The 19,315-nt window shown below is 64.8% G+C and carries 17 protein-coding genes; 5 read left to right on the plus strand and 12 right to left on the minus strand.

From position 1 onward, the window contains the following. Nucleotides 1–19: 19 nt before the first annotated feature. From B071_RS0110650 to B071_RS0110680, 7 genes are all read right to left on the minus strand, one after another. Entirely contained in the window at nt 20–952 is a 933-nt protein-coding gene (locus B071_RS0110650; RefSeq protein ID WP_018527077.1) for an ROK family protein, read from the minus strand. Next, complete coding sequence (locus B071_RS0110655) at nt 945–1,973, minus strand: glycyl-radical enzyme activating protein (RefSeq protein WP_018527078.1); 1,029 nt, start codon at nt 1,971–1,973, stop codon at nt 945–947. Before B071_RS0110655 ends, B071_RS0110650 begins: the two co-directional genes overlap by 8 nt. Then, the gene (locus tag B071_RS0110660) at nt 1,970–4,309 is read right to left on the minus strand and encodes a glycyl radical protein (RefSeq protein ID WP_018527079.1); all 2,340 of its coding nucleotides are present in this window, start codon (nt 4,307–4,309) and stop codon (nt 1,970–1,972) included. The genes B071_RS0110655 and B071_RS0110660 overlap by 4 nt, the downstream gene beginning before the upstream one ends. Next, nucleotides 4,306–5,490, minus strand: coding sequence for a Gfo/Idh/MocA family protein (locus tag B071_RS17160; RefSeq protein WP_018527080.1), 1,185 nt, complete (start codon nt 5,488–5,490; stop codon nt 4,306–4,308). Before B071_RS17160 ends, B071_RS0110660 begins: the two co-directional genes overlap by 4 nt. A 331-nt stretch (nt 5,491–5,821) precedes the next feature. Beyond that, on the minus strand, nt 5,822–6,568 hold the full coding sequence (locus B071_RS17165; RefSeq protein ID WP_018527081.1) for a class I SAM-dependent methyltransferase: 747 nt from the start codon (nt 6,566–6,568) through the stop codon (nt 5,822–5,824). Between the two features lie 173 nt (nt 6,569–6,741). Continuing rightward, nucleotides 6,742–7,179, minus strand: coding sequence for an OsmC family protein (locus B071_RS0110675; RefSeq protein WP_026245164.1), 438 nt, complete (start codon nt 7,177–7,179; stop codon nt 6,742–6,744). Nucleotides 7,180–7,437: 258 nt separating this feature from the next. After that, nucleotides 7,438–9,324, minus strand: a complete 1,887-nt coding sequence (locus B071_RS0110680; protein ID WP_083914865.1) for a DUF4139 domain-containing protein — start codon at nt 9,322–9,324, stop codon at nt 7,438–7,440. 125 nt (nt 9,325–9,449) lie between these two features. On the opposite strand from B071_RS0110680, the gene B071_RS17170 reads away from it, so the two are divergent. Further along, a complete protein-coding gene (locus tag B071_RS17170; protein WP_018527084.1) occupies nt 9,450–9,695 on the plus strand; it encodes a heavy-metal-associated domain-containing protein in 246 nt (81 codons plus the stop codon). Nucleotides 9,696–9,850: 155 nt separating this feature from the next. Then, on the plus strand, nt 9,851–11,152 hold the full coding sequence (rmuC, locus tag B071_RS17175; RefSeq protein WP_438829690.1) for a DNA recombination protein RmuC: 1,302 nt from the start codon (nt 9,851–9,853) through the stop codon (nt 11,150–11,152). Here the strand turns inward: rmuC and rlmN are convergent. Genes rlmN through B071_RS17190 form a run of 3 tightly spaced genes read right to left on the minus strand, consistent with a single transcriptional unit; the run spans nt 11,064 to nt 13,369 of the window. Further along, entirely contained in the window at nt 11,064–12,128 is a 1,065-nt protein-coding gene (rlmN, locus tag B071_RS17180) for a dual-specificity RNA methyltransferase RlmN (RefSeq protein ID WP_018527086.1), read from the minus strand. The two genes, rmuC and rlmN, sit on opposite strands and share 89 nt — an antisense overlap. A 54-nt stretch (nt 12,129–12,182) precedes the next feature. After that, nucleotides 12,183–12,500 (minus strand): AzlD domain-containing protein, encoded by a 318-nt coding sequence (locus tag B071_RS17185; protein ID WP_018527087.1) that lies wholly within the window; start codon nt 12,498–12,500, stop codon nt 12,183–12,185. Then, nucleotides 12,497–13,369, minus strand: a complete 873-nt coding sequence (locus B071_RS17190) for an AzlC family ABC transporter permease (protein WP_018527088.1) — start codon at nt 13,367–13,369, stop codon at nt 12,497–12,499. Before B071_RS17190 ends, B071_RS17185 begins: the two co-directional genes overlap by 4 nt. Nucleotides 13,370–13,559: 190 nt before the next feature. Here B071_RS17190 and B071_RS0110710 point away from each other — a divergent pair, with 190 nt between their 5' ends. From B071_RS0110710 to B071_RS0110720, 3 genes are read left to right on the plus strand one after another with little or no spacing between them, the layout of a single operon-like run. Continuing rightward, complete coding sequence (locus B071_RS0110710) at nt 13,560–14,507, plus strand: metal ABC transporter solute-binding protein, Zn/Mn family (protein ID WP_018527089.1); 948 nt, start codon at nt 13,560–13,562, stop codon at nt 14,505–14,507. Beyond that, entirely contained in the window at nt 14,504–15,388 is an 885-nt protein-coding gene (locus B071_RS0110715; RefSeq protein ID WP_018527090.1) for a metal ABC transporter ATP-binding protein, read from the plus strand. The genes B071_RS0110710 and B071_RS0110715 overlap by 4 nt, the downstream gene beginning before the upstream one ends. Beyond that, entirely contained in the window at nt 15,385–16,344 is a 960-nt protein-coding gene (locus B071_RS0110720; RefSeq protein ID WP_018527091.1) for a metal ABC transporter permease, read from the plus strand. Before B071_RS0110715 ends, B071_RS0110720 begins: the two co-directional genes overlap by 4 nt. Here the strand turns inward: B071_RS0110720 and B071_RS0110725 are convergent. Further along, nucleotides 16,341–17,120: a mechanosensitive ion channel family protein gene (locus B071_RS0110725; protein ID WP_157703171.1), complete on the minus strand. Its 780-nt coding sequence runs from the start codon at nt 17,118–17,120 to the stop codon at nt 16,341–16,343. The genes B071_RS0110720 and B071_RS0110725 overlap by 4 nt on opposite strands. 305 nt (nt 17,121–17,425) lie before the next feature. Continuing rightward, a complete protein-coding gene (gene aspS, locus B071_RS0110730; protein WP_018527093.1) occupies nt 17,426–19,291 on the minus strand; it encodes an aspartate--tRNA ligase in 1,866 nt (621 codons plus the stop codon). Nucleotides 19,292–19,315: the final 24 nt, after the last annotated feature.

A 19,315-nucleotide genomic window follows, 5' to 3' on the forward strand; every position in this document is an offset into this window, starting at 1 on the left:
GGCCCGGAGCTGGCGGGGATCAGAGCCGGGCGGCTCCGAAGAGGACCGCCTTGTCCCAGAGTTCTGCCCGCTCCAGGGGAACATCCCGGAGTTCCGGTATGGAGAGGGCCTCCCGGACCCGTTCGCGGATGGGGTCTACCAGCCAGCGGCTCTCGGTGCAGAGCCCCCCTCCGATGACGATCACCTCGGGGGCGACGATGGTGAGAACGCTCACCAGGAGCCCTGCCACGGCGTCCCGGGCCGATCGCGCGACCTCCTGCGCCAGGGGATCTCCCCGGTCCAGGGCGGCGAAGAGGGCGTAGGTATCGAGGGATTCCTCCTGGAGCGATGAGGCCATGCCCGTTGCCAGGAGGCGCCGGGCAGCGCGTACCATGCCGGGGCCGGAGGCGCGCTCGATGATGGTTTCTCCCGTTTCCCCGCCGAAGAAGGTCCCCGGATCCAGGGCGTGAACCTCACCTGCCAGTCCCCGATAGCCGGGGAAGATTGTTCCGTCGATGATCAGCCCCGCGCCGACCCCGGTACTGAGGGTAATATAGAACATGGACCGGTAGGATCTGCCCTTGCCGTAGAGCGCTTCTCCCAGCGCACCCGCCGTGGCGTCGTTTTCGAACCGGACGGGAGCGCCCGTCGCCTCCTCCAGAGCTTCCACAAAGGGGAACCCCTCCCATTCGGGGAGGTTGGGGAGTTTCAGAAAGCGGCCCGCCTGTGCGTCCAGGGGACCCGGTGCTCCCACGCCTACACGATCGATGGCGGTTCCCGTGAGTGAGGCTTTCCGGAGGGTCGCGGTGATCTCGTCGACCATGTGCCGGGGGTTTCGGGGTGTGGGGAACCGCGCGATCTGCTGGACCTGGTGGTTTTCGAAGCGGGCCACCACTGTTTTTGTGGCGCCGATATCTACTGCTGCGACGGGCTTCTCTGCCCCCTGGGGTGTTTTGGTGGTGCTATCAGCCACGTGGTACTCCTTCGGCCCTCACCAGCGCGGCCAGGGCCTCTACCTCCGGTTCCGGCAGGGGGGCGGTATGGTCCGCGTAGGGATAGGGCTGTCCCAGCATCCGGTACTTGCCCGACGCCAGGGGATTAAAGTTGATCAACTCGAGAGAGTAGTTCCCGGGCAGGGATTTTACAAATCGGGCGATCCTGCTGATATTATCATGAGATGTGGTTGTTTGGGGAATGAGGGGGAGGCGAAAGAGGATCGGTGCCTTCCGGTCTGCCAGAAAGCGGGCGTTCTCAAGAATCTGCTGGTTCGCCACCCCCGTGAACCGGCGGTGTTCTTCCGGGTCGGCCAGTTTGAGGTCCGCCAGGAAGAGTCGTGTCAGGGGCAGGACCCGTTCCAGCACGGCCCGGCTCGTCTGGAGGGTTGTCTCCAGAGCGGTGTGGAGGCCCTCGGTGTGGCATCGTTCCAGCAGGGCCTGGACAAACTCGGGTTGGGCCAGGGGTTCTCCCCCCGAGAGGGTGATGCCCCCGCCGGAGGAATCAAAGAAGACCCGGTCTTTCTGCAGCTCCTGAAAGAGTTCCTCCACCGTGTAGAGGGTGCTGTCCCAGGTGAGGGCTCTGGTGGGACAGGCCTCGATGCACTGGCCACAGCCCCGGCAGAGGGAGCGGTCAATCGTGATGAAATCTGTTCTGGCGCCCTGGTCGTCGGTGTCACTGGTATTTCTGGTATCGCCGGCGCCCCCGGAGTGTTCTTCCCGGGCCGAGAGGGCTCCCTCGGGGCAGACCCCGATGCAGCGGCGACACCGGATACACTGTTCGCGGTGGTAGAAGAGGAGGGGATCCCGGGGTATCCCCTCGGGATTCTGGCACCACCGGCACGCCAGGGGGCACCCCTTGAGAAAGGCCGTGGTCCGTATGCCGGGGCCGTCGTGCAGGGCGAAGCGCTTGATGTCAAAGACGCGGCCCGTGATCGTTCCTGTTTCTCCCCGGTGTGGGCTCGTCCCGTTCCGTGCCTGGTTTGGTGCTGGTGCGTTCATAGGGGCGTCTCTCCGTAGGTTGTGCGCGTGATGATCTCCTCCTGCAGGTCCGGCGCGAGCTCCACAAAGTAGGCGGTGTAGCCGGCAACGCGGATCGTGAGGTTCTCGTGTTCGTCGGGACGGGCCTGGGCCTCGCGGAGGGTCTTCTCGTCCACCACGTTGCATTGCAGGTGGTGGATGCCCAGAAGGAGCATGGCGTAGAGGAGGGCCACAAACTTTTCCCGTTCCTCGGGGTTTGTGAAGGTCCGGGGCAGGAACTTTATGTTCAGCAGGGTGCCGTTCCCCGCCTTGGAAAAGGGCAACCGTCCCAGGGAACGCAGCAACGCCGTGGGTCCTGCGGTGTCCCGGCCGTACATGGCTGAGACCCCGCCGTCGGCCAGGGGTTCCCGGGCACGGCGTCCGTCGGGGGTGGCCCCCACGTTTTTCCCCATGGGAACGTGGGCCGAGACGGTGTAGAGGCCCATCTGGTAGGCCCCTCCCCGGGCGTTGGTGAAGTTCTGCAGACGGTCGGCGAAGTATTCCACCCAGCGAGCCCCCAGGAGATCTACCCATTCCTGGTCGTTCCCGTACTTGGGTACCCGGGAGATCAGGTTTTTCCGGAGCTCCTCGTCGCCGACGAAGTTCTCCCGGAGCGCGCTCAGCACGCGTGCGGCCGGGATCTGGTGTGTATCGTAGACCAGGTGTTTCAGCGCGGCCAGGCTGTCGGCCACGTTGGCCACCTGGATTGCCTGGATTCCCGAGAGATTGTAACGGGCGCCCCCGGCGGTGACATCCCGTCCCGATTCCAGGCAGGAGTCCACCAGGGCCGAGAGGAAAGGCGAGGGAAGGAACTCGGCGTGCATCCGGTCTACGGCGTCGCAGAGGGGGATCATGCGGTCCATGAAATAGTCGATCTGCCGACGGAACCCCTCCTGGAGCGCCTCAAAGGAGGGATAGTCTTCCAGGGTTCCCGTGGCCGGGCCAAGGCGCTCTCCCGTGAGGAGGCACACCCCGTCGTTCAGGGCCAGTTCCAGGGCCTTCACGAGGTTGAACATGGCGGCGTCGCTCCAGCCCAGGCTGTTCCCCGAGGGCGAGAGTTCCACGCACCCCACCACGGCGTAGTCCCGGGCATCGTCCCGGTCGATCCCCAGAGATTCCAGGGCAGGAATAATGCTCTCGTCGTTCACGATCTGGGGCATACCGCTTCCCAGACCGATTACGCGCGCGCACTGGTCAATAAACTCCCGGGGCGATCCCCTCCAGAGGCGAGCGCTCAGGTTGGGCTGGGGGAGCCCCAGGTGTTCCTGGGCCTTCAGAAAGATCCAGGAGAGGATATTGGTTCCATCGGAGCCATCGCGTTTCATCCCCCCGATCGCCACGTTGAACCCGATGGGGAACCCGGCGAAATATTCGGCCGAACTGGCGTTTCGCATATAGACAATCTGGTTGAATTTTATCCAGAGAGCTTCCGTAAGCTCCAGCGCCCCGGCGATGGTGAGGGTTTCCTTCCGGAGATCCTCCTCGAGGAAGGGCAGCAGGTACTGATCCATCCTGCCCGGGGAAAAGGACGAGGCGTTCGATTCCATCTGGAGAATCACAAAGAGAAACCACACCGACTGAAGCGCCTCGTGGTAGCTCCGGGGAGGACGTCGGGTCAGGGCCGAGCAGATATCCCCTGCCGGGGTCCCCCGGACGAGCTCGCTGTAGCGAGTGATAAAATCGAGGGCCCCCTCCATGACCACCACCACCGCCTGGAGGAAGGGTTGTTCCTCGTCGGGGGCATCCCGGAGTCGCAGCTCAGCCTCCTCCTGAATCCCCCGGGGTCCCAGAGAGAGCCAGCGCGGAACGTTGGGGCAGATATGGCCCTGGGCGTGGTCGGTCTGGTTAATTTTTACCACCCTCCTGATCGCCTCGATTTCCCGGCCGAGCCGTTCCTCCACGGCCTCCTCCAGAGTTTTTCCCCGCCAGAAGGGGCGGATCTCTTCGGTAAAGCGTCGGGCATCGTCGGGGCGAACTGCGAAGGGATCCTGGGGGCGGTCTTCCAGGGTGGCCAGCTCACGCTCGATCCAGGAGATCCCCGCTTCGGGAGTGACGACTCCGGCCCTGATCGAGGGCGTTCGGTTCCCCAGGATCATCTCGTCGGGGTCTATCCTGAGGGGAATCTCCCGCAGGGCTCGCGCCAGAGCGTGGGCCCGCTGAAGCACCCGGGGTTCACCCCGGTGATCCCGATAGCTCTCGGTGATGATCAGGGCCTGGTCGATGGAGAAGAGGCGTTGCTCCCCACGGGTGGCCTCCCTGAGACGGGCGATCCGGTCGGTCATGGTCAGGTGGAGCAACTCCCGGGGAGGTGTTTTCATGGGAGCCTCCCCGAGGGCGCCTCGTGGCCACTCAGGCTATGATCGAGTACCACCGTGACTCCTCCCGCTGCGGCTGATCGCTCGGCTCCATCCAGGATCGCCTGAACGGCCAGACCATCGGCGATTCCCGGCGAGGGTTCCCTGCCCGATGTCACGGCCGCGAGAAAGGCAACCTGGTTTTCCGTGTGTGCCCGGTCCCAGCCCAGGGGCGATCGGGCTGGTGGGGTGAGGGCTCCCGGGTAGTGCTGGACGGTCTGGAGCATCTGCCAGCCCCGGTGGCCACCGTGGTCGCCTCCGGGGTTGTTCTCGTCGAACCAGGCCAGGTAGTTGGGGTTCATCAGGTCAAAATGAAGGGCCCCTCCCTCGCCGTAGATCCAGAAACGCAGGTCATCGAGGGTTCCCGTGGCGAAGCGGGAGGCCTCGATCGTGCCCAGGGCTCCGCTGGCCAGGCGGACCCGGAGCCAGGCCGCGTCATCCACGGTGACCTCGCCCAGATCGGTTCCCCCCCGGGTGAGGGGGCGGCGGGGGATGAACCGTTCCAGGTGAGCCTGGAGGCTCTCGAAATCTCCCAGCAGGTATCGCATCAGGTCGATTACGTGGGAGCCCAGGTCACCCAGTGCACCCGATCCGCCGGCCTCGCGCTTCATTCGCCAGGTGAGAGGGCGCTGGGGGTCCTGGTAGCCGCTGTGGAGGTATTCTGCGCGGAAACTGAAGATTCTTCCGAGCGCTCCCTGCTGGAGCAGTTCCCGTGCGCGCAGGACCGCCGGGATGAAGCGATACTGGAAGACCATGCCGAAAGTGCCTGGTCCCTCCTCTGCGGCGGCCTGGATTGCCAGGGCGTCTTCCAGCGTCCCCGCCAGGGGTTTCTCGCAGTAGACGTGTTTTCCCGCTGCCAGGGCCGCCCTGGCCACGGGAAGGTGCAGGTTATTGGGGAGGGCGATGTCCACCACCTGGACCAGGGGGTCTTCCAGAAGGCGCTCGATATCCGTTGTGGCGGTGATGAAGCCCGCCTCGGCCTGGGCGGCCCGGGCTGACGATTCCCGGGCGGTGCAGACGCCGCGCAGCTCAAGTTCCGGCAGGCGTCCGGGGTAGATAAAGGGAATGTGTCGATAGTTCATGGCGTGGAGGCGGCCGATCATGCCGTATCCGGCCAGGGCGATGCCCAGTTTTTTCTGTTCCATTCTGGCAGAGACTCCTTCTGGGGCAGTTCGCTCGGGAACGATCCCGGGCAAGACCTTGATTTGAAGATACCATAACTTTCAAACGAAAGCGAGTGCGACGGGAGCGCCTTTCGAAATCGCCCCAGGTGCAGATGAATCAGGCACGGGTGCACCAGGCGCAGGTGCCACACGCGCGGGTACCGCAGGGGATCCTGTACCGGGGATCGTACACCAAGGAGTGTACACCAGGGAGCGATCACCGGGAACGGTCCGCCCGATGCGAGGCCCCCGGTGCCCCGGTGCCGAAAGAGTCCGGCCCGCAGCGACCAGCCCGGGTACTGCGTTCCGTGGCTCAGGGGACGCGGGCGCGCAGGACCGCCTGCATATGCGAGCGGTGGCTGATCTCGACCCCCCTGAAACCGATCGCTTCAAGATGCTCCAGGGTTTCGTCGGCGAACATGGCGTACCGGGGAGACTGATCCGAGATGTTGTGCAAGACCCACTTTTGAAGAATTTCCAGCTTTCCCCGGGGTACAAAGGCCTGGAAGAAGCGCTCGATCTGGTAGGCCAGGGCGTCGAACTGTTCCTGTCCCCGCGGAGCGTATTTGTCGGCGTTGGTGAAGAGCCCCCCGGGGCGCAGGACGCGGAAGATCTGCCGTTCCACCTCCCTTCGGTAGCCCGTTTCGAGGTTGTGCAAGGTGAAGGCCGTGGCCACCACGTCGAAGCTCTCGCCGGGGGAATCCTGGAGGTAGGCCAGGGCGTCGGACTCCCGGAGATGAACGTGGCCGCTCCCGATCTCCTCCCGCAGGTGTTCCCGGGCCTTGGAGAGCTGGTTCGGGTCGTTATCGATGGTGGTGATCAGCCCCTTTCCGGGGGCCTTGAGGAGGGCCTGAACCAGGCGGGTTGTGGTAAAGCCGTCGCCCGTGCCGATCTCCAGGAGGTGGAAGGGTACATCCCGTTCCGTTCCGGCGGAGCTGAAATCGATACCCTCGATCATCTGATGCTGGAAGGCCTCAAAATCGGGGTACGCCAGGGTGATTAACTCGTACTCCTGGGCGAGATCGCCCGTGAACCGATGTTCACCGCTTGTTCTGCTCATACCTTAAGAGTAGTGCATTCCCGCGCGGGATGCCACAAAAACCCGCCGGGGAAATTCCGGGAGCGCGTCCCGGGGCCATCCCCGGAGCGATGCCCTGGAGAAGAGAAAGCCGCGCGATCTCCGGGAAGACGGCGCGGCTCTGGGTCCGGAGGAGGAGTCCCCCCCCGCTGCAGCTACGTGGTTACCTTGATCGATACACCGGTGCCGTTGACCAGGTTGTCGCTCACGGGGCAGCGGGATTCCACGGTGGTCCGCCACTTCTCCAGGGTTGCCTCGTCGGCGCTGGAGGAGACCTTCATCTCCACGGTGATCCCCTTGAACCCCGCCCGGTCGGCGTCGCTTTGGCCCATGAATTTGGCGGGGTTCAGAGCCCCCGAGAGGGTCATGGTGAGGCTCTCGATGGATATGCCCATCTCCCGGGCAACGACGTGGCCCGTCACGTTCAGACAACCCGCCAGGGAGGCCAGTTCGTACTCAACGGGGTTGGGGCCCGAGTCGGTCCCGCCCAGCGAAGGGGGTTCATCCAGGACAAGGGAGAAATTTCGTGCCTGCACATCGGTGCGTGTGGGTGAGGCCGCCGTGGCCGTCACGGAAAATGTTATATCACTCATGGGAGAAAGATCATAAAACACGGTAAAATAGTCAAGTTTTGCGCGAGACCGGCCAGCCAGCGGGCAAACTGATTTCAGGACCGGCCAGCCAGCGGGCCGATCGACGCATCGCCGGACCGGCCAGCCATCAGGTCGATCACCTGACCGCGGGACCGCCGGGTGGTCCACGGAGCACGCTCCGGCAACGGCGGGANCGCCGGGTGGCCCACGGAGCCACCCTCGGGTCTACCGCCAGGATTCAGAAGTCAGCGGTAAATTTCAGAGGTCTGCGCCCAGGGTCTGAAGATAATCGCGCAGAGCCTCCCGGGCACGCTCCTCGCCCTGGCGAGCCTCCTGGAGGGTNTCCTGGAGCCGCCGGAGTTCCTCCTCCTGATGGGTCAGGGCCCGGGTGTACTCCCGGTAGAGCGATGAGGTGCGCTCCAGCTGGGCCATGTTGGTGCTGATACGCTGCTGGTCGGTGAAGATCTCGTCCCGGCGCGCTTCCCGATTNTGCCGGGTCCGGCGATTCTCTTCCAGGGAGCTCCGCAGGGCGGCAATATTCTGGAGAGTNCGGCGCACCGTGGGGTCGATGAGCCGGTTGCTGCTGAACTGGGCCAGCAGCTCCTGGTCCAGTTCAGTCAGGGAGTAGCGTTGCTGTCGGAGCTGCTCTTCCATGACCGTGACAGAACTCCCCCGCAGGGGTACCAGAACGTTCTGCCCCTGGAGGGTGTGATCGGCGGGAGCGACCACCTCCCACCCCTCCCTCCGGCGGTGGGAGATCACCACGGGCGTATCGGACCGGTCCGTTCCCAGGGAACGAACCTCGTAGGTGGTGCGTATCCGGGCCCGGCGTTCCTCAATCAGAATGCCCTCGGCCAGGGTGAGGGTGGATATCTCCTCCTCGACCCCGTCGGACCGGGAGGTGACTTCCAGATGGGGATCCACNGCGTAGGTCACGATCGTCTCGCCCCGGGAGGGCANGAGGGGGATCGAACCGTCGCCGACGTAACGCGGGCCCTCGTAGACCGTGAGGGGACCCGGGGGAAGAACATCGTCGCTCTCGTTGGTGAAACGCACCGCTGCCCGGGGGCGGCCGTGGTCCTGGTCGGGAGAGATGTACCGCACCGGTTCGGCCGGCACGGAGGTGTTCACCACGGGCACCATCACGGAGCGTCCCCGGGGAATCGTCACCGGAGAAGGAAGGGTGAAGGTCATCCCCGTGAGCAGCTCTTCCCGGGAGAGCTCGGGGGGCGCTGCGGCGAAGGTGAGCTGGTCGGCGCTGCGGGCCATCCGGGCGATGCGGGGTTCTTCGGGAGCCCCGAAGAGCGGTCGCTGCACGTAGCGGGGACGGTAGAGATCGAACCGGTAGGTTCTGGGGTTCGCCGCCGTGAGGGTCAGCTCGACCCCCTCCCAGTCCAGATCGGTGGTGTTGTCGATGTGGGCCCATCCCTGGAGGAGCCCGCTGCGGTCTTCCGGGTCCAGGACGATCCGGTAGGTGGTGTTCCAGAGGGGCATTTCCCGGAGATAGCGGATCTCCAGGGTCCGTTCCCCCCTGCCCGAGTAGGAGAGCGTGACCTCCCGGCGGTCCTTCTCCCGGGCGGTTCGGGCAAGCGATGCCAGGGCCGTATCGAGCGATTCCTGCACCGCCCGATCGGTACTGCGGAGAATCGCCACCCGGGAGAGCGGTATTTCCCGGAAAGCCTGGTCCCGGGCGAGGAGAATCGTCTCCGCGCCGGAGCCGACCAGGGTGCCCGCTACAGAATCGGGNGCGTCCTGGTGAGACTCCTCCCGGTGCAGGACCACCTCCAGGGGTGTTCCCCGGAGCTGGCGCAGCAGGTCGGCCAGCTTCTGGACGTCCTGAAGTTTCTGGTCGCTCCCCGTGGGGTATTCTGCCAGGTCGAGGGTTCCCCCATCGTGGTCAATCAGGGTGAGGGAGCGCAGAAAATCGCTCATCTCCTCCCGGGCCACGGAGAAAGTGAGCGTCCCCGAGCCCGAAACAGTCCCCCGGTGAACAAACTCTCCTACGCCGCTGGTGAGAAGGGTCACCGACCGGAGGGGAAGGGCNGTCAGGGGGAGAAGGCCGCCAGGAAAAAAGAAAAGCGCCAGGGCCACAGCGAGGCACCCCCCTGCGGGGGCACGGCCAGAACGGGGTGATCGTCGTACCATNCCCTATTGTGCATCCCCTTCCNGAGATAGGCAAGACGGTTTCTCCTCTCTGGAATAGGGTACCCCCCGAGGGTACTTGACCGGGAGGGTNGGGAGCGGTAGCCTGTGTTTTCAGGAGGATTGCCATGGGATTTTTCGGAGTATCGCGGGGGTCGGTGGAGTATCTGGTTCCTGCCATGAATTGCGGGCACTGTGAGGCCAAGGTGACGGGAGCGGTCCGGGGGGTAGCGGGGGTGAGGAAAGCCCGGGCCTCGGCAGCTGAAAAGCGGCTGGTCCTGGAGTATCGTGGCGCGGACGCTCCCGATCTTGCTGCGGTGAACGCCGTCCTGAAACCGCTCGGTTTCGAGGCGCAGCCCCTGGAGGATCGCTAACCCGGGGATCGGCTGCTGTTGACACGGGTCCCCCCGGCGGGCAGGATCGTCTCATGACAGGGGAAGCGATGATTCTGCCCGTTCTGATCGCTCTGGGCGCCTCGGCGGTGACGGCCCTGGTGGTTCGGGCCCTCCAGGTCTCGCGCAGCGCGTCCATGAGGGCCGAGCTCGAGCAGTTGCGGCGCCGGAGCGAGGAGCTCCTGCAGGAGCGAAACCAGGAACGACTCCGCACGGAGGGGCTGNTCGCCCGGGTGTCGGAGCTCGAGGCGCGCCAGGCCGCCGACCAGGAGCGCCTTCAGTGGCTCGCCCGCGCCGAGGCCTCGCTGCGGGAGACCTTCGAATCCCTGGCAGGGCGAACCCTTCGCGAGAGTACCACCTCGCTCCTGGAACAGAGCCAGGCCCAGCTTGAACAATTTTCCCGGTTTCTCAAAAGCGATTGGGGTGCCCGAACGCAGGAACTCCGGGGGGTGGTGAACCCCCTGACAGAGGAACTGAAAAAACTTGATACCCAGGTGCGCACCCTGGAAGAGCGGCGTCAGGGAGCGTACCAGGGGCTCACCGAGCAGGTTCGCACGATCGGTGAGCAATACCGGCTGCTTCACCAGGCCACAACCTCGCTGGACCAGGCCCTGCGNGCNCCCCAGGTGCGCGGCAAGTGGGGCGAGATCCAGCTTCGGCGNCTGGTGGAAATGGCGGGTATGGTGGATCACGTGGATTTCCAGGAGCAGACCGGCGGCGGTGAGGAGGTTCGGAAAACCTCGGGGGACCGGTCCGGAGCGTCCCGGGGTCGCCCGGACATGATTATCCGCATGCCCTCGGAGGGCGTCCTCCCTGTGGATGCCAAGGCGCCCATGAGCGCCTACCTGGATGCCCAGGAAGCAGCCACGCCGGAGCTGGCCTCGCAGGCGCTGCGTCGTCACGCCCAGGCCATGCGCGGCCATATCCAGGCGCTCGCCCAGAAATCCTACTGGAGCCAGTTTGAACGAACCCCCGATTTCGTGGTGATGGTGGTTCCCTACGAGAGCGGGCTCACGGCGGCCTTCACCACAGACCCGGACCTTCTGGAATACGCGCTGGCGAACAAGGTTGTTATCTCTGCTCCCGCCAGTTTCCTGGCCCTCCTGCGGGTGATCGCCTACGGCTGGATGCAGGTGGATCTCTCGCGGAACGCCCGGGAGATCGCTGCCGGGGGCCGGGAACTCCTGGAGCGGCTCCAGCCCTTTGCCAGCCACATGAACCGCCTTGGGGGGGCGCTCCACCAGGCGGTGGAGCGCTTTAACGAGAGCGCCGGCTCCTTCGAGCGAAGGGTTCTTCCCACGGCCAGGAAACTTCAGGACCTGGGAGCGGGCCGTGAAGCTCCCCAGGCGCTTACCCCTCTCGATGCCCGTCCGCGCAGCCTTGCCGAGGACCCTCCCCGGGAGGAGTCTTCGTCCACAGAAGCCCGCAGGCAGCGTTGATGTCTTCGCCCCGGGATCGGCGCACAAAGGTGGCCATTCCCTTCTCCCGAAGTTCCCGGGCGAACTCCTGGATCCGTCCGGCCGGTGTGGGCCGCAGGGGAGAGCCCTCGATGGAGTGATAGGGGATCAGGTTGATTCTGAGCCTGAGACCGTTCAGCAACCTGGCGATCCCCTCGACGTGAGCGGGGGTATCGTTGATCCCCTCCAGGAGGGTGTACTCGAAGGAAATCCGCCGGGTTCGATCCTGACGGTCCCGGCGAATCAGCCGAAGTGTTTCCTCGATGGGGTGGTCCCTTTCCACGGGCATGAGNTGCTGGCGCTCCCGGGGAAAGGGATTATGGAGGCTTATGGCGAGCCCCACGGAGGTGCGGGCAAAGAATTCCTCCAGCGGGGGGTGAATCCCCACGGTGGAGAGGGTGATTTTCCGNGCGGGGAGGCCGTACCCCCGGGGATCGGTGAAGCGCTCCAGGGCCCGGAAGGTGGCGTCGCTGTTATCCAGGGGTTCCCCCATCCCCATGAAGACGATATTGGTGATCCTGTTTCGCTCGGGGATCGAGTGATACTGGTTCAGTATTTCCGGGACGGTGAGGTTGCCCTGGAATCCCTGACGCCCCGTCTGGCAGAAGGCACATCGACGAAAACAGCCTACCTGGGTCGAGAGACAGAGGGTCAGACGGGCCCCTTCGGGAATGAGAGCCGCCTCCACGGATCCTCCCGCCACGGGGAAGAGGTATTTTCTGGTTCCGTCCGCAGACTGCAGCTCCCGGAGGGGGGCGGCTGCCTCCAGGGGCAGGGCCTGGCCGAGATCCTGGCGTAACTGCCGGGGCAGATTGGTCATCTCTTCCAGGGAGCGGACCCCCCGACGATAAATCCACTGGTATATCTGATCTGCCCGGTAGGGCTGGTGCCCCAGGCGGGAAACGGCGAGGCCGATCTCTTCGAGCGACATTCCCAGGAGGGAGCTGGACTGACTCATCGCTCTAGGGTGTACCCGGGGGCGCCCCCGGTGTCAAGTCGCGGTCCCGGGCGCTCATCCCGGCAGGAGGAGAAAGCCACCCCAGGCAAGGCCGATGGTGATCAGCACCACCAGGGTGAGCCCCAGACCGCGCAGGGTCAGGACGAAGGCCAGGGCCACCACGGTGGCGGCGATCAGGGGCGGGCTGCCCAGAAGGGAATCGGGAAACAGGAGCGCTCCCAGGGCCGCCGCGGGAACCACCTCCAGGAAACGCGCCACCGGCTCCGGGAGCGATTCCATCCGGGAGAACCAGAAGGGGAGGGCCCGGCCCAGATAGGTTCCGAAAAAGAGACCGAGGCACACAAAAATCCAGGGAAGGGTCAGATCGGTCACGGCAGGACCTCCTTTTTCTGCGAGGAAAAAGAGTTACGCCCGGAAAACGAGCTCTGCGCAGAGGAGGAGTTCCGTGAAGACCCGCCACCCTGGCCGGCAGGACGGGAAAGATACCACCCCACGAGGGCGCCCCCGATCATGGCCAGAGGGAAGGCTGCCCCCGGGCCCAGCGAGAGCGGCCCCCGCAACAGAACGTTCAGAGCCGCCCCGGAGATGGCTGCTCCCGCCACGGGCCCGGGTCTGCGGGAACGGACCTGACCCGCCAGGAGCGCTGCAAAGAGCGCGTAGAGGGCGAGGCCCATGGCAGCCCGCAAGGAAGGGGGCAGAACCTCCCCCAGCGAGGCCCCCAGGGCGGTTCCCCCCACCCAGGCCGAGTAGGATGCAGCCTCCAGCCCCAGAAGAAAGGCCGGCCTGAGGGGGCCCTCCCGGGCGATGCGCCAGGTAGCTACTCCAAAGACCTCGTCGGTGAGCCCAAAAGCCAGGAGACTGCGCCGTGAGAGCGACGGCGAGCCTGCCACATTGGGCGCCACCACGGAACTCATCAGAAGATGACGGAGGTTGAGGAGCCACCCGGCCAGGACGATCTGAAGGCCCGCCGCCAGAGAGAGCCCTCCCGGGAGCGCCCCCGCAGCAGAGACGGCAGTCGCGTACATTCCCGCAGCCATGAACTGGGCCGCCCCGGCAAAGGCCAGGGCCGAGGCCAGAACCGCATCCAGAAAGGAGAGCCCGCTGTTCACCACCAGAATGCCGAAGGTGATCGCCACGGGGATGTAGCCCGTGGCGATGGGGAGCGCCGAGGCGGCCCCCGAGAAAAAAAGGCCCAGGGCCGACGCGGTCTCCCGGCCCGGAGCGTTCGCACGTTGGATCATAGACCGGGAGAATACCCCGAAAGGGCAGATCAGCGCTATCGGGGGAGCCGGGGGATTCCCTCAGAAGAGCTGATCACCAGAGGGTCCACAGGACGACCACCAGGGGTTGACCATAGAAGGCTATGCCCATATATTTGAGTCATCAAAATAAATTTTTTGATTGCTGGCTTATATACAGGAGAGGACGAACATGACCAATCGTGAGACCCGACGGATCCCTGCCCCGGTGGGTGTACTCTTTCTGGTGGCGATGCTCGTGCTGGTGGCGGGAACCGCCCTCGCCGGAGGCCGCGCAGAACGAAGCGAACGGGACCGGCCCCTGGTTGTGACAAGTTTTACCGTTCTGGAAGACCTGGTCCGTTCCGTAGCGGGAGACGATCTGGAGGTACGGACGATCGTTCCCGCAGGGGCCGAACTCCACGAGTGGGAGCTGACCCCCCGGAACTTTGCCGACCTCGAGGAGGCGAACCTCTTTCTCTATAACGGGTATCAGATCGAGACCTGGCTTCCCCAGGCCGGGCGGATTCTCCCCGCTGCAGTCACTTCCGTGGCCGTGGCTGAGGCGATTCAGGCCGAGACGATACCCGTTGCCCTGGGAGACCTGGCGGGTGACCCCGACCCGCACCTCTGGATGGACCCCCGCCTCGCAGCGCGCTACCTGGAGGTGATTCGGGATCAGCTGATAGAGCTCGACCGGGAGAACGCCCAGAGCTACACCGCCCGGGCCGCCCAGGCGATGGGAGAGATGGAAGCTCTGTACCGGGAGATCGTGGAAAAGCTCTCCCCTGTGCCTGCCGGGCGGCGGAACCTCGTGACCAGCGAGGCGGCCTTCCTCTACTTTTCGCGGGCCTTCTCCCTGGATCACGACGGCATCTGGGGCAGCAACTCCGAGGAGGAAGGAACACCCCGGCAACTGGCCCGAATTGTGGACCTCATCAGGCGCGATGGAATCGAAACCATATTTTACGAGAGCACCATCAGCGACCGGCACGTCCGTAGCGTAGCCGAAGAGACGGGAGCCCGCGTGGCGGGGCCGCTCTACGTGGATTCCCTGGGGACCGCTGAAACGGGGGTGACCACCTACGCAGCCATGATGCGCGCCAACGCAGAACTGCTTCTCCAGGAGCTGAAAAAATGAGTACCCTTACGGCGATGAGACAGATCTGCACAAAAACCCGCGACACCAGCGCCGCCTCGTCGCCGGGCGACCCCGGGAAGACCCCTTCCCGGCGTTGCGTTTCCGGGGAATCCCTCCCCGGGGGAGGCCCCTTCTCGATCTCCCTGCGGGGTGTAGGCGCCGATTACAGCGGTGTTTCTGCGCTGGAGGGGGTCGATCTGGACCTGCCCCTGGAGCGGTTTATCGCCCTGGTCGGGCCCAACGGTGCGGGGAAATCGACTCTTCTGAAGCTGTTGACGGGTGTAAAGCGAAGCAACCGCGGGTCAATCGAGATCTGCGGCACCACCCTGAATCAGGCCCGGCGAGACAACCTGGTGGGCTACATCCCCCAGGAGGCGGAGATCGAGTGGGACTTCCCCCTCTCGGTCTACGATGTGGTTCTGGGCGGACGTTACGGTCACGCCCGCCGCGAGAGGGGAATCCGCCGGTTCCTGCCGCCCCGCTTTCTCGGGGAAGCCCACCATCAGGCGGTTCATCGGGCCCTGGAAGCGGTGGGCATGGAGTCCTTCGCCCGCCGGCCCATCGGGGCGCTCTCGGGGGGGCAAAAGAAGCGGGTCTTTCTTGCCCGTACCCTGGCGCAGAACCCCCGGGTCCTCCTGCTGGACGAACCTCTGGCGGGGGTCGACCGCGCTTCGGAGGCGCTGATTCTCAAGGTGTTGCGCCAGGCCTGCGGTGAGGGCAAGACTATCATCATGGTTACCCACGATCTTCCCACGGCGCGCGAACAGGCCGACCTGGTGGTTCTGATAAATCACGGTGTCATGGGAGTGGGAACACCCCGGGAGATGCTCTCCAACGACGCGCTGGAGAGGTGCTACCACCGTCAGGGAGGAAGGGCATGACGGTTTTCTACAACGGACTTTACCACGGGATCTACACCTCGATAGTGACGGTCATCGAGATGCTCACGGCGCTTCTGATGGTCCTCATCGGTTTTCTGCCAGCCGCCGTAGCCGAGCCCTTTTCCTATCTCTTCATGCAGCGCGCGCTCATGACCTCCCTGGTGGTGGGCACCGTCTGCGGTGTTCTCTCCTGCTTTGTCGTGCTCAAGCGCTGGGCGCTTCTGGGAGACGCCATCAGCCACGCCGTGCTCCCCGGAGTCGCCCTGGCCTACCTTGCAGGAATCCCCGTGATCGTCGGGGCCTTTCTCAGCGGTGCCCTCACCTCCCTGGGAATCGGCTTTGTCCAGCGCAACACCTCGATCAAGGAAGATTCGGCCATGGGACTCATGTTCACCGCCGCCTTCGCCTTGGGGGTGGTGATCATCTCCCGGATCGCAACCTCGACGCATCTGATGCACGTGCTTTTTGGAAACGTCCTGGGCGTGGACATGCCCATGCTGGCCACCACCTTCACGGCGGGGTTCATCGCCCTGGTACTGGTCTTCTTCTTTTACAAGGAGTTTGTCCTCTACGCCTTCGATGCGGTTCACGCCAGCGCGATCGGCCTTTCTACCACGGCGATCCACTACGGGTTGATGCTTCTGCTCACCCTGACCATCGTAACGAGCCTGGAGACGGTGGGGGTTATCCTGGTGGTGGCCATGCTGATCGTTCCGGGGGCTACGGCGTCGCTTCTGACCCGGCACCTGCCCTCGATGATCGCGATATCCGTGGCCGTGGGAGTAACCTCGGCCACGGTGGGACTCTATCTCTCCTTCGTGATGAACGTCGCCTCGGGGGGAACGATCGTCCTGGTGGGGTTTTGTCTCTTTGTGGTGGCCGCTCTGGTGGCCCCGGCGGGGCCCCTTCGCAGCTGGTTGCGCCGGGCACGCACCGCCCCGGGGGTCCCCGCCTAGGAATCCCTGCGCCGGGTGATCTCCCCCTGAATGCGCATGCGCTGACGGGGGAGTGCCCCGGGCTGGGTCTCTCCGAGCCATCGGATAAGCCGTTCCCTCAGGTCGCAGCGCAGGTCCCAGGCCTTGGGTGAGCTGGAAGCACTCATGAGCGAGCGGATCAGCACGGTCCGATCGGTGGTATCCGTTACCTGGACCACATCGACCTCGCCGTCCCACAGCGGGTGCTGAGCCAGAATTGTCGACTGCTCCTTCCTCAGGGCCTCCACGTCCACGGAGTAGTCGGCGTGGATCGTGACGGCGCCAATGACCGAAGAAGTGGTGCGGGTCCAGTTCTGGAAGGGCTTCTGCAGAAGGTAGCTGATGGGAACAACCAGGCGTCGCCGGTCCCAGATGCGGACCACCACGTAGGTCAGGGTGATCTCCTCGACCCACCCCCATTCTCCGTCGATCACCACGGCGTCGTCGATTCGCAGAGGCTGGGTGATGGCGATCTGGATTCCCGCCAGGACGTTCGCGATCGATTGTTGCGCCGCCAGACCGATCACCAGACCGGCCACCCCCGCCGAGGCGAGAAGGGAGGCNCCGAAGCGCTGAATCCCGGGAATCGTCATGAGCAGGGCCGCAATTGTCAGGACCACCACGGAGATCAGGGCGATCCGCTCCAGCACGATGATTTGGGTGGTGGCCCGCCGGGCGCGGAGGTTATCGGGGGTGGAGAGATCGAACTGGCGACGAAGAAAGATGAAGAGCGTCCCCGTGGCCCGGTGAAGCAGCATCCCCGAAGCGGCCACGATGAGCAGAGGCGGAAGGCGAGGCCCCGCCAGGCCGGGCGCTCCCCAGGAGAGGAGGAGCGTCGCCAGAATGAGCTGCACGGGAAGCCTGGTCTGGACCAGAAAGATGCGTACAGCCTGGCGTGACCCGGAGGCGACCAGGTAGGGCAGCAACCGGGAGACTCCCGCGTAGACCCACCACCCCAGGAGGGGGACCAGAAAGGCCAGGGCCTCCAGGGGAATTCCCCGGAGGTAGGGCAGGTCCTGGAGCAGGCCATGCCAGATCAGGAGCCGGTCTTCCAGGAGAATCGTCAGGCCTCCCGATCGTTCCCGTCCGGGGCTTTCCCCTCTGGATCTTTTCCAGGTGTGTCCCCCCCGGCGGGGCCGTTCCCGGTGTTCCGGGGAGCCAGCATGAGCCCCAGCTCGGCCAGCTGTTTTTCCTCCACAGGGCCGGGGCAGCTATCCATGGGAGAGACCCCCGTGGCGGTCTTGGGAAAGGCGATCACCTCCCGGATCGACTCCTCCCCGGCCATGATCATCACCAGCCGGTCGAGTCCCGGTGCAATTCCCCCGTGGGGGGGCGCCCCGTAGCGGAAGGCCTCCAGGAGAAATCCGAAGCGGCGACGGGCCTCGTCGGGATCGAACCCGACGATCTGGAAAACCCGCTGTTGCAGGGCCGGATCGTGAATACGGATGGACCCCGAGGCGAGCTCGAAGCCGTTGCATACCAGGTCGTAGAGGTCGCCCTTGACCGAGCCGGGGTCGCTCTCCAGCGTCTCCAGGTACTGCGCCTGGGGCATGGAGAACAGATGGTGCGCCGCAGTCCAGCGGTCCTCGTCCTGATCGTACTCGAAGAGGGGGAAATCCACGATCCAGGCAAAGCGGAAGGTCCCCTCCTCTATCAGTTTCAGGTTATGACCCAGGCGGGAGCGGACCGCTCCCAGAGCGGTGACCGCCACCTTCCACTGATCTGCCACGAAGAGCAGGAGGTCGCCTTCGCCCGCGCCCAGGGCTGCGGCGATATCCCCCGCCCGGGGGGCAAAAAACTTGGCGATTCCCCCCTCGAAGGTGATCGAACCGGAGTCGTCCCGGGTAACCTTTGTCCAGGCCAGCCCCCTGGCTCCGTAGGTCCTGGCGGTCTCCTCCAGATCGGTGATCTGCTTGCGGCTGAACCCCGCCTGGCCGGGCACAACCAGAGCCTTAACGGCGCCTCCCGCAGCGAGGGCGTTCTCGAAGACCCCAAACCCGCTCCCGGCCACAAAGGCGGCAAAATCCTGGAGCTCCAGGTCAAAGCGAAGGTCCGGCTTGTCAGACCCGTAGCGGTTCATGGCATCGTCGTAGGGTATCCGGGGGAAGGGCGTCTCCAGATCGACCCCGAGGCCTTTGTGGAAGACCCGGGTCATCATGCCCTCGATAACGGCGAAGACCTCGTCCTTCCCCACAAAGCTCATCTCCAGGTCGATCTGGGAATGTTCCAGCTGGCGGTCTCCCCGGGCATCCTCGTCGCGAAAGCAGTGGGCGATCTGAAAATAGCGGTCGAAGCCACTGGCCATGAGAATCTGCTTGTAGAGCTGCGGGCTCTGGGGCATGGCGTAGAACTGCCCCGGATGGAGCCGCGAGGGAATCAGGAAGTCCCGGGCCCCCTCGGGGGTAGACTTGATCATGGTGGGCGTCTCGATCTCGATGAAATCGAGGGAGGACAGATACTCCCGGACGGTCTGCATCACGGTATGGCGCAGGGCGATCTTCCGCTGCATCGAGAAGGAGCGGAGATCCAGGTAGCGATAGGTGAGGCGCACATCGTCACGGGCGTCGGAGCGCTCGTCGATGGTAAAGGGCACGGCCTCGCTGGTGTTGAGAATCTCGATCCGGGTAGCCGAAACCTCGATCTCCCCCGTGACCATGGAGGGGTTTTTCATCGCCTGGGGCCGTTCCAGGACGACCCCCTCCAGGGCGATGCAATATTCCATGCGCAGGGACGCTGCCAGGGCGCGCAGCGCTTCGGGGGCCTCCTCGCCGATGACAACCTGGGTAATGCCATAACGATCGCGGAGGTTCAGAAAATGAACACCTCCGTGATCGCGGGTCCGGTGGACCCAGCCGTTAAGCCGAACGGTCTTTCCGGTATCGGCTACCCCGAGGGCGCCGCAAGTATGGGTGCGCTTCATCTGTTCCATGGCGCGACTCTACTACGAGGAGGG

The organism is Alkalispirochaeta alkalica DSM 8900, assembly GCF_000373545.1.
Taxonomy (GTDB): domain Bacteria; phylum Spirochaetota; class Spirochaetia; order DSM-27196; family Alkalispirochaetaceae; genus Alkalispirochaeta; species Alkalispirochaeta alkalica.

What these genes read in the sequence shown, in the direction of transcription:
- B071_RS0110655 (WP_018527078.1), bottom strand. Translation starts at nt 1,973, where the DNA reads ATGAACGCACCAGCACCAAACCAGGCACGGAACGGGACGAGCCCACAC.
- B071_RS0110660 (WP_018527079.1), bottom strand. Translation starts at nt 4,309, where the DNA reads ATGAAAACACCTCCCCGGGAGTTGCTCCACCTGACCATGACCGACCGG.
- B071_RS17160 (WP_018527080.1), bottom strand. Translation starts at nt 5,490, where the DNA reads ATGGAACAGAAAAAACTGGGCATCGCCCTGGCCGGATACGGCATGATC.
- B071_RS17165 (WP_018527081.1), bottom strand. Translation starts at nt 6,568, where the DNA reads ATGAGCAGAACAAGCGGTGAACATCGGTTCACGGGCGATCTCGCCCAG.
- B071_RS0110675 (WP_026245164.1), bottom strand. Translation starts at nt 7,179, where the DNA reads ATGAGTGATATAACATTTTCCGTGACGGCCACGGCGGCCTCACCCACA.
- B071_RS17170 (WP_018527084.1), top strand. Translation starts at nt 9,450, where the DNA reads ATGGGATTTTTCGGAGTATCGCGGGGGTCGGTGGAGTATCTGGTTCCT.
- B071_RS17190 (WP_018527088.1), bottom strand. Translation starts at nt 13,369, where the DNA reads ATGATCCAACGTGCGAACGCTCCGGGCCGGGAGACCGCGTCGGCCCTG.
- B071_RS0110710 (WP_018527089.1), top strand. Translation starts at nt 13,560, where the DNA reads ATGACCAATCGTGAGACCCGACGGATCCCTGCCCCGGTGGGTGTACTC.
- B071_RS0110715 (WP_018527090.1), top strand. Translation starts at nt 14,504, where the DNA reads ATGAGTACCCTTACGGCGATGAGACAGATCTGCACAAAAACCCGCGAC.
- B071_RS0110720 (WP_018527091.1), top strand. Translation starts at nt 15,385, where the DNA reads ATGACGGTTTTCTACAACGGACTTTACCACGGGATCTACACCTCGATA.
- aspS (WP_018527093.1), bottom strand. Translation starts at nt 19,291, where the DNA reads ATGGAACAGATGAAGCGCACCCATACTTGCGGCGCCCTCGGGGTAGCC.